The organism is uncultured Salinisphaera sp. (assembly GCF_964012375.1).
Lineage (GTDB): Bacteria > Pseudomonadota > Gammaproteobacteria > Nevskiales > Salinisphaeraceae > Salinisphaera.
In genome coordinates this window covers 1-11,816 of the sequence record NZ_CAXGSH010000108.1, presented here as the reverse complement: position 1 = coordinate 11,816, position 11,816 = coordinate 1, and the positions used below count along the sequence as shown (strand labels likewise).

9 protein-coding genes are annotated in these 11,816 nt (G+C 66.8%); 3 read left to right on the top strand and 6 right to left on the bottom strand.

Annotated elements, in window-relative coordinates; genetic code table 11:
• Positions 1-793, bottom strand: a 793-nt coding sequence (locus tag ABNU97_RS15415) for an alpha/beta hydrolase (protein ID WP_348767561.1), incomplete at its 3' end; no start/stop codon positions are given.
• 180 nt (positions 794-973) lie between these two features.
• On the opposite strand from ABNU97_RS15415, the gene ABNU97_RS15410 reads away from it, so the two are divergent.
• Together ABNU97_RS15410 and ABNU97_RS15405 are read left to right on the top strand one after the other, a co-directional pair.
• Positions 974-2,158: an efflux RND transporter periplasmic adaptor subunit gene (locus tag ABNU97_RS15410; RefSeq protein ID WP_348767560.1), complete on the top strand. Its 1,185-nt coding sequence runs from the start codon at positions 974-976 to the stop codon at positions 2,156-2,158.
• A 3-nt stretch (positions 2,159-2,161) separates the two neighbouring features.
• Positions 2,162-5,302 carry an efflux RND transporter permease subunit gene (locus ABNU97_RS15405; RefSeq protein WP_348767559.1) on the top strand — a complete coding sequence of 1,047 codons (3,141 nt, stop codon included), beginning with the start codon at positions 2,162-2,164 and terminating at the stop codon, positions 5,300-5,302.
• A 98-nt stretch (positions 5,303-5,400) separates the two neighbouring features.
• Here ABNU97_RS15405 and ABNU97_RS15400 read toward each other — a convergent pair whose 3' ends face one another.
• From ABNU97_RS15400 to ABNU97_RS15385, 4 genes are read right to left on the bottom strand one after another with little or no spacing between them, the layout of a single operon-like run.
• Positions 5,401-6,348: a DUF4340 domain-containing protein gene (locus tag ABNU97_RS15400; RefSeq protein WP_348767558.1), complete on the bottom strand. Its 948-nt coding sequence runs from the start codon at positions 6,346-6,348 to the stop codon at positions 5,401-5,403.
• 7 nt (positions 6,349-6,355) lie between these two features.
• Positions 6,356-7,699 carry a GldG family protein gene (locus ABNU97_RS15395; RefSeq protein WP_348767557.1) on the bottom strand — a complete coding sequence of 448 codons (1,344 nt, stop codon included), beginning with the start codon at positions 7,697-7,699 and terminating at the stop codon, positions 6,356-6,358.
• Positions 7,699-8,469, bottom strand: a complete 771-nt coding sequence (locus ABNU97_RS15390) for an ABC transporter permease (RefSeq protein ID WP_348767556.1) — start codon at positions 8,467-8,469, stop codon at positions 7,699-7,701. Before ABNU97_RS15390 ends, ABNU97_RS15395 begins: the two co-directional genes overlap by 1 nt.
• Complete coding sequence (locus tag ABNU97_RS15385; protein ID WP_348767555.1) at positions 8,466-9,401, bottom strand: ATP-binding cassette domain-containing protein; 936 nt, start codon at positions 9,399-9,401, stop codon at positions 8,466-8,468. Before ABNU97_RS15385 ends, ABNU97_RS15390 begins: the two co-directional genes overlap by 4 nt.
• 79 nt (positions 9,402-9,480) lie before the next feature.
• Here ABNU97_RS15385 and ABNU97_RS15380 point away from each other — a divergent pair, with 79 nt between their 5' ends.
• Positions 9,481-11,502, top strand: coding sequence for a hydantoinase/oxoprolinase family protein (locus ABNU97_RS15380; RefSeq protein ID WP_348767554.1), 2,022 nt, complete (start codon positions 9,481-9,483; stop codon positions 11,500-11,502).
• Positions 11,503-11,690: 188 nt separating this feature from the next.
• Here ABNU97_RS15380 and rpmG read toward each other — a convergent pair.
• On the bottom strand, positions 11,691-11,816 hold a 126-nt coding region (gene rpmG, locus ABNU97_RS15375; RefSeq protein ID WP_348767562.1), incomplete at its 5' end, for a 50S ribosomal protein L33.

The window sequence follows — 11,816 nt, the reverse complement described above, 5'->3', positions numbered from 1 at the left end:
AGAACACCGGCTGGGTATAGACCATGTCGTAGGTCGCGGCCTGGGCCCAGGCGACCTTTGCCTTGTCTTCTTTACTGCCGGTATACATGCCGGCGAGCATTTTCGCCCACTCGGCGTAGTCGTCGTTCCATTCGCCGTCGTAGTAGCTTTTGACCTGATACGACTTGATGGCCGCGTAGTCTTTTTTCATCTCGCGGGCATACCAGGCGTTCATGCCGCGATAGGGCACGCCCTTGGCTTTCCAGTCTTCCAGGCCGAGCGGGTCGACCAGCACCAGCTGGTCGATGGTGTCGGGGTACATCAGCGCATAGCGCATGGCCAGCATGCCGCCCATGGAATGGCCGATGATGGTGGCGTTGTCGATATCCAGCGATTCCAGCAGCGCCTGCGTGTTTGCGGCCAGATGATGGAAGGTGTAGCTGTAGGCGGCCGGCTTGTCGGACTTACAGAAGCCGATCTGGTCCGGCACGATCACGCGGTAGCCGTTGTCGGCCAGGGCCTGGGCGGTGTCCTGCCAGTAGGCGCCGCAGAAGTTCTTGCCGTGCAGCAGCACCGCCACCGGGGCGTCGCTGATGTCGTCGGTCGGCGCGATGTCCATGTAGGCCATGGATACCGTGCCCTTGGGTTCATCGATTTCGAAGCGCGAGACCGGCCAGGGGTAGTCGTAGTTTTCGAGATTGGGGCCGAGATCGGCGGCCTGCGTCTTGCTGGCGTTGTCGGCCTGGGCGGTGGCGGCGAAGGCCGTGCTGCAAACGACGACGGTCAGCGCATAGGCGATGGCGCGTGGATTCATGGCGGTCGAGCATTGAAGAACCGATGGCGGCCAGCATACCCACAGTGGTCGACCGACCACCAGCACGCCGGAACCTTATGCGTCTGCGCGGGTTCTATATGAGTAGCTGATTCTTGGATACGCAATCTTCTATTGCGTGGGCACATCCGCTGATGTGCGAACCAATCGACAGGGGGAAGGGTGAACGATTGCACACCGGCGCCGGGCCGGGCCGCACAGATTCAGCCGAGACAGTGGCTGGTGGGGGCTTTGCTAAGCCTGACGGCGAGCGTGCTTGCGGCGGCCGAGCCGGCCGTGGTGGATACGGCGCGCGTGGACGAGCGCCGCTGGCAGCAGACGGTGCCGCTCTACGGCACGCTGACCTCGCCGCGCGATGCCGACGTGACGCCGCGTATCGCGGGTCTGGTGGACACGGTGGCCGTGGATGCCGGCGACCGGGTCGCCGCGGGCGATACGCTCATCGAACTCGACCGGGCGCTGGCCAGGCTGGAATTGGACACGCTCCAGGCGTCGGCCGAGGAAGCCGCGGCCCAGCTCGACGAAGCACGACGGCTGCTGCGCGAAGCCGATCGACTGGCCGGGCGCGGCGCTGTGTCGCAGAGCGAACTCGAAGCCCGCCGTTCGCAGGTGGCGGTACGTGCGGCAGCGCTGCAACGCCTGCGCGCGGAAGTGGCCGCCCAGCGCGAACGCCTGGCCCGACATACGCTGATCGCGCCCTTCGATGGCGAGGTGCGGGCGCGGCTGGTAGACCCCGGTGAATACGTGGCCCAGACCACGCCGGCGGTATCGCTGGTGGCCACCGAGACGCTGCGCCTGGACGTTTCTGCGCCGCAGCAGTACTTCGGCCTGATCGAGCCCGGCATGCAGGTACGGGTCGAACCGGAGACGCCGCTCGACGCGGCGCTGACGGCGAAGGTCGACGTCATCGTGGGGGCCAGCGATGCCAGTGCCCGCAGTTTTCTGGTGCGTATGTTCGTGGACAACGCCAACGGCGCGCTCACGCCGGGCATGTCGGCCAAGGCGATGCTGGAACTCGAAACCGCCGAGGCGGTACTGATCGCGCCCCGCGATGCGCTGGTGCGCGTGCCCGGCGGGGGAACCCGCATGTGGCTGGTGCGCGAGGATGACGACGGGACGCTGCGCGCGGTCAAGCGCCAGGTCTCGCTCGGGCGCAGCGCCAACAACGAAGTGGAAGTGCTCGATGGCCTGGAAGCCGGGGATCGCGTAGTGGTACGCGGCAACGAAAGCCTCGAAGCGGGCCAGCCGGTACGCATACGCGACGAGCAAACATCCGCCGAGGAACGGGCCGCCAGTCCACCGGCCCGCGACCGGCGAAGCCTGCGGCTGTCGCAGCCCGGGGGCTGATCGATGTTCGAAGCGCTGATCAAGCGCGGCACGCTGATGACCATCGTCGTGCTGCTGATCTGTCTGTTTGGTGTGCTCGCGGCGATGCGCATTCCGGTACAGATGATTCCCGACCTGGCGGTACGCACGATCACCGTGACCACCAGCTGGCCGGGCGCCACGCCGCAGGACGTGGAAAACGAAATCCTCATCGAGCAGGAGGAATATCTCGCCAATATCATCGGCCTGCAGCGCATGAGCGCCGAGGCCAAGACCGGCGAGGCCGAGATCGAGCTGGAGTTTCCGTTCTCCACCGACGTCAACGAAGCGCTCATCCGCGTGACCAACGCGCTCATGCAGGTGCCCAGCTACCCCGAGGACGTGAACGAGCCGGAGGTGGTCGCGGCCTCCTTTTCCCAGAACTCGTTCATGTATCTGAGCGTGGCCGCCGAGGCCGGCAATCCGGCCGGCCTGGATATGGCGTTCATGCGCGACTTCGTCGACGACGAGGTGCGTCGGCGCATGGAGCGTGTCGAAGGCGTGGCCGACGTGCAGGTCGGCGGCGGCGCCGAACGCCAGGTACAGATCCATATCGATCCGTCGAAGCTGGCGGCTCGCAATATCTCCATGACCGACGTGCGCGATGCGATTCGTGCCCGCAACCAGGATATTTCCGGCGGCGACATGGATGCCGGCAAGCGCCGTTATCTGGTGCGCACGGTCGGTCGCTTCGACGACGTCTCGGGTCTGGCCAACGTGGTGCTCTCGCGGCGCGGCGATTCGGTGACCACGCTCGGCGACGTCGCCGAAATTCAGCTCGACCATGCCGAGGTGCGCGAGCTGGGTTTTTACAACGATCAGCCGGTGGTCAACCTGCAGGTACGCCGTCAGCCCGGCTCCAACGTGATCGATATCAAGCGCGACATGCTCGCGCTACTGCCCGAGCTGAATGCCAGCGTGCTCGAGCCGGCGGGCATGCGCATGCGCCTGACCTCCGACGACGTGCGCTATGTCAGTGCGTCCATCGCCAGCGTGTATCGCAATCTGGCGATCGGCGCCGTGCTGGCGGCGATCGTGATGTTTGTGTTCCTGCGCTCGGTTTACGCCACGCTGATCGCGATTCTGGGTATTCCCATCTGTGCGATCGCGGCGTTCATCGGCCTGGCCGCGTTCGGGCGCACCATCAACGTGATTTCGCTGGCCGGCATTGCCTTTGCCATCGGGATGACGCTGGACAACAGCATCGTCGTGCTCGAAAACATCGCCCGCAAGCGCAGCGAAGGCGCACGCCGCTGGCAGGCGGCCATCGACGGCGTGCGCGAGGTCTGGCCGGCGGTGCTGGCCTCTACGCTGACTACGGTGATGGTGTTCGCGCCGGTGTTGTTCATCACCCAGAAGGCCGGCCAGCTGTTCTCGGATATTTCCATCGCCATTTCGGCGGCGATTCTGGTGTCGATGCTGGTCGCGATCATGGTGGTGCCGACCGCGGCGGCACGCATCCTGCCCCGCGACTCGGGCGCGGCGCAGACCGCGAACGGGCCGCTATCGCGCGGCATTCTGGCGCTGTGCGCCTGGATTATCGCGATGCGTACGCGGCGTTACCTGACCATGGCATCGATTGCCGGTGCGCTGGGCCTGGGCGTGTTCGTGCTCACGCCGCCGGCCGAATATCTGCCCGACGGCGAGGAGGCCAAGACGTTTTCTTCCATGCTGCCGCCGGCCGGCTACAACCTCACCGAACTCGGCGACATTGCCGACGAGCTACGTGAGCGCTTCATGCGCTACGTGCCGGACGAAAACGGCGATATCGAAGCCGACGACGGCGCCATGCCGGCGATCGCCTATCTGAACATGAGCGTGAGTACCAACCAGCTGCGCGTGATCGCCGAGCCTGTCAACGACCGCGAGATCGGCGCGCTCATGACGGCCTTCAACGACAATTTCGAGGCCTATCCGGGCATGCGCGCCTTCTCCACCAAGGGTTCGATCATTTCGTCCAACGACGGCGGCACGCGGGCGATCAATATCGATATCTCGGGCGCGGACCTGGCCACCATCTATGCCGCGGCCGAGGCGATCTATGCCCGTGCCAACACGGTGTTCGACAACCCGCAGGTGCTCGCCGAGCCGTCCACGCTCACCCTCGGCCAGCCGCTGCTGCGTATCGAGCCCGACCATGCCCGTATTGCCGAGCTTGGCCTGAACGCGGCCGATATGGGCTATACCATCGCCGCGCTTACCGACGGTGCCTATGTCGACGAGTATTTCTTCTCGGACGACAAGGTCGATATCTATCTCTACGACGCTGCCGGCAAGCCGGACAGCGTGGATGCCATATCGCGGCTGCCCATCGCTACATCCGAAGGCGTGCTGCCGGTGATCGCGCTCGCCGATGTCGTACCCACGGTGGATACCGACGTGATCCGACGCCTGGACAGCCGGCGTACCGTCACCATTCGCGTCATCCCGCCGTCCAGCGTACCGCTGGAAGCCGGCGTGGATCGGGTCAACCGCGAGGTGATCGACCATCTGCGCGAACAGGGCGCGATCGATGCCTCGCTGGCGCTGGATATCTCCGGGGCCAGCGACGAACTGGAAGTCACCCGCAATGCGCTGCTCGGCAACTATGTTGTGGCCGTGGGCGTGTGCTACCTGCTGCTGGTCGCGATCTTTTCCCACTGGGGCTATCCGCTGCTCATTCTCACCACCGTGCCGCTGGGTATTGCCGGCGGCGTGGTTGGGCTGGCCATGCTCAACGGTGTCGGCGCGCTGCTGCCGCTGGTCGGGCTCACGGCGCTGTCGCAGCCGTTCGACCTGATCACCATGCTCGGCTTTCTCATTCTGGTGGGCACGGTGGTCAACAACCCGATTCTCATCGTCGAGCGGGCGCGGGCCAACGTGGCTGCCGGCATGGCCGCGATCGAGGCGGTCCAGGACGCCGTGGCCGTACGACTGCGCCCGATTCTGATGACCACCATCACCACCACCTTCGGCCTGGCGCCGCTGGTGTTTCTGCCCGGCGCGGGTACCGAGCTCTATCGCGGCCTGGGCGCGATCGTGATGTTCGGGCTGTTGTTCACCATGGCTACCACGGTGACTTTTCTGCCCGCGATGCTGACCGGTGTGCTGCAGCTGAGTGAACGGGGGGCGGCGAAATCGGCCTGATTCGATCGCGTTGAGTCGGCAGTTCGCGCGCCAGCGCGTACGCGGCACAGCCGCGGCTCTGGAAAGACCGTTCGGATCAAGAAAGCGTGGTGGCTGCCCTAGTCGGCGGCAGGCGCGGTGTTTGCCGTGTCTCCGCTCGGGGTCAACGGAATGGCCGAGGGCTGCAGGCTGCGTGCGCGTCCGGCGCCGAGCGTGTCCGGATGCTGCATGTCCAGCAGCGGCGCGGCCAGATGCGGGGCGAAGTGGTAGTCGATGCCGCGGTCGTCGTCGCGCAGGATCAGCTCGGGCTCGCGTTCGATTATGTCCAGCCGCCGGATGCGCTCGTCGGCGTAGCGCAACGTCACCCGCGCAATGCGGGCGCGAGAGGCATCCACCGGTTCCAGCGACAGGGCACGGCTATGGCGCCAGGCATCGATCGTGGCCTGGGCATAGTCGGCGCCGCGGTCGGCGCTTTTCGGCTCTACCTGCCAGCCGCCGGTTTCGCTGCGCGCGAGCGTCAGCCGCGGCAGCGTGAGCTGGGTCAGGTCGGCATCGTCGGCTATGAGCGTAGGCGAGACCCAGTTTCGCCAGGTGGCGGGCAATCGCGCCAGGCGTTCGGCCTTGACCAGCAGCAGGGCATGGGGCGTGGCGACATAGCGGCTGGTCGGCGCCGGGCCCGCGTTGCCCACCAGAATGGGGGCCTGGCCGTTGAAGCGAACCACCAGCGCCGGGTCGTCGAGGCCGGTAGTGCCGTCGTCGATCGCGCCGCGTTCGTAGCGCTGGCTGGGCGTGGCCTCGGCCAGGGCCAGCAGGGCCTGCAGCGGGGCTGTATCGGCCGGTGCGGAAATCGGCTCCTGCAGCCGCCAGTCGGCATCCGGATTGGCACGATCGAGTTCGACCACCGCATCCGGCAGATGCACTTCCACATGGGTGAGCGCGTCGGGGTCGATGGCGGAGACGGTTTCTGGCGGCGTGGGTGCCGGGGTACGGAACTGCCACAGCAGAATGGCGAGCACCACGATGCCCAGCACCAGTACCGCATTGAAGATCAGGCGTTTGCGGTTCATGGACGGCTCACCGGCGGCGTCGGCGCTGCCAGCGCAACAGGCCGAAGCCGATCAGGCCCAGCGGCAGGATCAGCACATACACCCACCAGAAGCCGCGGATCTGGGCCGGGCTGAGCTGTAGGCGGGTATCCGGTGCCTTGGCGACATCGACCGCGATCTGGGCATCGCGAAAGGCCAGCCACTGGAACAGGGCCAGCGCGAGCGGGCGGTTGCCGAGCCGCTCGAGATGGCCGTTGGTCATGAAATCGCTGTCGGCGATGACGGCCACGCGCTGGGCGAACCGGCCGGCGTCGGTCTGTACGGCACGGGTCAGGGCAATGCCCATGTCCAGCGGCCCGCGGATATCGCCCTGGTCGGGTTGGAAGGTCAGGCTTTGCTGGCCGTCGATCGGGCCGGTTTCCAGCCAGCTGCGCGTGCTTGAACGCAGAAAGGTTTCGGCTTTCCAGCCTTTGGCGGCGGCATTATCGAGCCGTGCCAGCGCGCCGGCATAGGGGAACAGGCCGATCTGGGTCAGGTTTTCGGTGATCGGCGTATTCGGATAGTTGGCGACCAGGGCGATGGCCGGGTGGCCGGTGCCCAGCTCGCGAAAATCCGGATAGATGACCGTACCGGGCAGCCAGCTCAGGCCCAGATCCCGGGCCAGCGGTTCCAGACCATAGCGCGGGCCGGGGTCGTCGGCCCAGAGCAGAGCCCCGCCGCGCTCGACATAGTCGCGCAGCATGCGGACTTCGCCGGGCAGCAGGCTGCGCTGGGGGCTGGCCACGACCACCAGGGCCGCGTTGTCGGGAATGGCCGCTGCCTCGGCGATATTCAGGCTGCGGGTAGCCATGCCCTGGGCATCCAGCGCAGCCGCGAGTTCGCTGTAGCCGCCGTTGGATTCCTCGGCAGGCGAGCGTTCGCCGTGTCCGGACAGAAACACCACCCACTGGTTCTTGGCCACCGAGAGCTTCTGCAGGGCGTTGGTTACGCTCTTTTCGCTGAAGTCGGTCACCGTCTGGCTGCGGCCCTGATAGCGGATCTGAACCGCGCCCTTGTCGCCGATGCCCAGCGCACGCACCTGCTGCGGGTCGCGGGCCGGATCGACGAAGTCCAGATGCACCTGCGAACTGGCGCGGGTATAGCGCTCCAGCCGTTCGGCCACCTCGGCACGGCGCGGGCCGGGATAGATATAGGCGGTGAAGGAAACGGGGCCGGCGTCGAGAGCATCCAGCACCTGCCGGCTGGCAGGCGACAACGAATTGCGATTGCCGGCGGTCCAGTCCGCGCTGATCGAAAAGCGCTGGCTGACCGCGCCGGCCATGAGGGCGGCGACAACGATCAGCGCAAGCGACAGGCCGTGACTGGCACGCATCAGTGACGATCCATATCGAGTCGCACCACGGTCAGGGCGAGAAAACACAGGGTAAAGATCAGGAAATACAGCAGGTCCGCGCTCGAGAACACCCCGCGCAGCAGCGCATCGTGGTGGCCGATCAGCGACAGCGCATGGGCGATATCGCCGAACGGCAGGGTGGTGCCGAGCACCACGGGCTGCCAGTCGAACGTCGATACGGCATAGAACAGCCACAGCAGCATGAGCACGCCGAGCGTGGCCACCGCGGCCAGCGTGGGCTCGCGGGTCAGCGACGATACGAACAGGCCGATGGCCGAAAAACAGGCCATGACCAGCCACAGGCCGATCAGCCCCGCGCACAACAGGCCGAGATCCAGCGGCGTGAACAGGGCCAGCGACAGCGGCATGGCGGCAATCAGCACGAACATCAGGCTCAGATAGCCCATGACCGCGGCGAACTTGCCGAGCACGATGGCCCAGAGCGGCGCGGGCGCGGCCAGCATGAGGTCGAGATTGCCGCTCTTACGCTCCTCGGCAAAGGCGCGCATGGTCAAAAGCGGCACCACCAGCAACAGCACCACCGTGGCAAAACGGAACACGCCGCCGCCGACGATCGCGGAAATGCCGTCGTACTCGCCCACGGTTTGCGGGTTGAGGCTGATGTCGGTCAGCGACAGGGCGAAAAGAATGCCCAGCAGCAGCTGGGTGACGGCCAGCAGCGTCCACGACAGCGGTGAGACGAACAGCCGGTTGAGTTCATGGGCGGTGATGGCACGGGTGGCATTCATGCTGCGTGGTCCGGGCTGTCGCTTGTGAGGGCCCGAAAACGACTTTCCAGATCGGGCGTGTGGCTTTGCATTTCCAGCAGCTGCCAGCCCTGGTTCACGGCGGTTTCGGCCAGCGCGCCGCGAATATCGCGCCCGGCTTCGGGGACAATGCGCCAGCGCCCGTCGCCGATGCGCTGCACCGACTGGACGCCGGCCAGCGCGGCCAGCGTGTCCTGATCGGGGCTGGCGCGCAGCATGATATCGACCATCGCCGGGGCATGCTCGATACCCCCGGTGCGCTCGTCGAGCACGATCCGGCCGTGGTGCAATATCACCACGCGCGCGGCGACCGCCTCGATTTCCGACAGGATATGACTGGATACGATCACGCTATGGCGCGCTGCCAGCCGTGCCACCAGCTCGCGGATACCGCGCAGCTGGTTCGGGTCGAGCCCGGCGGTGGGTTCGTCGAAGATGAGCACGTCCGGACGATGCACGATCGCCTGGGCAATGCCCACGCGCTGCTGATAGCCCTTGGACAGGTTGCCGATCAGGCGCCGGCCTACCTCCTCGAGCCCGCAGTCGGCCTTGGCCTGGTCGATGGCCGCAGGGCGCTGGCCGCGGCCGATGCGGTGCAGCCGGGCACAGAAGGTAAGGTATTCATCGACGGTCAGTTCTGCGTACACCGGCGGATGCTCGGGCAGATAGCCCAGATGGCGCTTGGCCTGCAGGGGCGAGCGCGCCATGTCGAAGCCGGCGATCTCGATGCGCCCGGCGCCGGGCGCGAGGGTGCCGGCGAGCATGCGCAGGGTGGTGGACTTGCCGGCGCCGTTGGGCCCGAGCAGGCCCAGCACCTCGCCGCGGGCGAGCGACAGATCCACGCCGTCGACCGCGCGTCGGCCGGCATAATCGCGGACCAGCCCTTGCGCTACGAGCTTCAAATCGCTTTCCATGATGGTTTCCCGGCACACCGACAGCGTCCAGCCCGTACAACACGGGGACGACGATGCCGAATCATCCGCTGACAGGATCATGACCCTAAACCACGACGATCGTTCGACAAAGCCGCAATCGATTTCGCGCAGCGCCGGCGAGCTGGGCGTGGATACCGGCGGTACCTTCACCGACGTGATCGCCCGCGAGAACGGCGCGCTGGCGGTCTACAAGATCCCGTCCACCCCGCAGGCACCGGAGCAGGCCGTGATCGACGGCGTACGCCATTTTGCCGGTGAGGCGGCCGCCGACTGGCGCATCGTGCATGGCTCTACGGTCGCCACCAACGCCCTGCTGGAAAATAATCTGGCGCGTACGGCCTATATCGCGAACACGGGCTTTGCCGATGTGCTGACCATCGGCCGCCAGGCCCGGCGCGAGCTGTATGCGCTGGAACCCGCGCCCAACCCGGTGCCGGTGGCGCCCGAACTGTGTTTCGAGGTCGACGCGCGCAGCGATGCGCAGGGGCAGTCGCTCGTGGCGCTCGACGAGGCGATGTGTGACGCGCTTGTGGCACAGCTGCGCGAGGCGGGCGTCGAGGCGGTGGCCATCAACCTGCTGTTCGCCTTCTTGAACGGCGACGACGAGGCCGCCATCGAAGCCGCGCTGCGCAAGGCACTGCCGGAGCTGGCCGTCGCCCGCGGCAGCCGCGTGCTGCCGGAATACGGCGAGTATGAACGCGGTATTGCAACGTGGCTGAACGCCGCGCTCGGGCCGGCCGTGGGCGGCTATCTGCGGCGCCTGGAAAACGCGCTGGAACGGGTGGCGATCATGCACGGCGCGGCCGGCACGGTCGGCGTCGATCAGGCCGCCGACAACGCCGTGAACCTGCTGTTGTCCGGCCCCGCCGGCGGCCTGCTCGGCGCCCGTTTCGTGGCGCGTTCGGCCGGACTCGAGCGCGTACTCACGCTCGATATGGGCGGCACCAGCAGCGATGTGGCCCTGGTGGCCGACGAACTGGCATTGACCAGCAAGACCCGGATCGCCGGCTATCCCGTGGCCGTACCCATGGTGGATATGCATACCATCGGCGCCGGCGGGGGCTCGATCGCCTGGCTGGATGCGGGCGGCCTGTTGCAGGTCGGCCCGGCCTCGGCCGGTGCGCAACCGGGGCCGGCCTGCTATGGCAAGGGCGGCGAGCAGCCGACCGTGACCGATGCCCATGTGGTGCTCGGGCGCCTGCCGGCCTCGACCCAGCTGGGCGGTCATATGGGGCTGGACGTGCAGGCCGCGCGCCGTGCGGTCGCGCGTATCGCCGAACCGTTGAATATGTCGGTGGAAGAAGCCGCCGCGGGCATTCTGCGCATCGCCGATGAAGCCATGACCGGCGCACTGCGGGTGATCTCGGTGGCCCGCGGCGAATCCGTGGCTGACGACAGTCTGCTGTGTTTCGGTGGCGCCGGGCCGCTGCATGCCTGCGCCCTGGCTCAGGGCATGGGCATGAAGCGGGTGCTCATTCCGGTGTTTGCCGGGGTGCTGTCGGCGCTGGGGATGCTCGTTGCCCGGCGCTCACGCGAGCGCTCGTTGAGTATTCTGCAGCCGCTGGCCGAGATGGACGCCGACGAGATCGATGCCTGGCTGGCGCCGCTGCGTGAGGCCACCCGCGACGAGCTGGTAGACGAAGGCATTGACGCGGACGATATCGAAGAACGCCTGAGCGCCGATCTGCGCTACGCCGGCCAGAGCGCGTCGCTCAACCTCGCCTGGCGTGAGCCGGCCGCGCTGGTGGACGCGTTCCACCAGGCCCACGAAGCGCGCTACGGGCATCGTTTCGACCTGAGCGTCGAGCTGGTCAATCTGCGCCTGCATCGGGCCGGCCCGGTGCCCGACGTGGCGCTGCCGGATATCGAAACCGGCACGGGCGCACCGACGCCGGCCGAAACGGTCGCCGTCCACGGCTGCGATGGCGAGGTGCCGGTCTACGCGCGACAGGCGCTACGCGCGGGCCAGTGCTTCGACGGCCCGGCGATTCTGCGCGAAACCGTGACGACGACCTGGGTGGCGCCGGGCTGGTCCGCTGCGGTCGATCGCAAGGGCAATCTGCTGCTCGAACGCCGATAGCGGCCGCTGCCCACGTCGTAAAGCCGTCGTTGCTAGGCAGGCCGCGCCGTTCCACTCGCACCCGCTTGAGCGCCGCCCGGCAGGCAGGCCACGGGCCAGCCTTGCCCGGGAAAACGACCGGGCACGAAAAAGCCGGCTCGCGGCCGGCTTTTCGCAATCCTGATCGGCCCGTGCCGATAGACGAACGCTTACTTGATCTTCGCTTCCTTGAAGATCACGTGCTTGCGCGCCTTGGGATCGTATTTCTTCATCTCGAGCTTGTCGGGCGTATTCCGCTTGTTCTTGTACGTGGTGTAGAAGAACCCGGTATCCGC

What these genes read in the sequence shown, in the direction of transcription:
- ABNU97_RS15405 (WP_348767559.1), top strand. Translation starts at nt 2,162, where the DNA reads ATGTTCGAAGCGCTGATCAAGCGCGGCACGCTGATGACCATCGTCGTG.
- ABNU97_RS15400 (WP_348767558.1), bottom strand. Translation starts at nt 6,348, where the DNA reads ATGAACCGCAAACGCCTGATCTTCAATGCGGTACTGGTGCTGGGCATC.
- ABNU97_RS15395 (WP_348767557.1), bottom strand. Translation starts at nt 7,699, where the DNA reads ATGCGTGCCAGTCACGGCCTGTCGCTTGCGCTGATCGTTGTCGCCGCC.
- ABNU97_RS15390 (WP_348767556.1), bottom strand. Translation starts at nt 8,469, where the DNA reads ATGAATGCCACCCGTGCCATCACCGCCCATGAACTCAACCGGCTGTTC.
- ABNU97_RS15385 (WP_348767555.1), bottom strand. Translation starts at nt 9,401, where the DNA reads ATGGAAAGCGATTTGAAGCTCGTAGCGCAAGGGCTGGTCCGCGATTAT.
- ABNU97_RS15380 (WP_348767554.1), top strand. Translation starts at nt 9,481, where the DNA reads ATGACCCTAAACCACGACGATCGTTCGACAAAGCCGCAATCGATTTCG.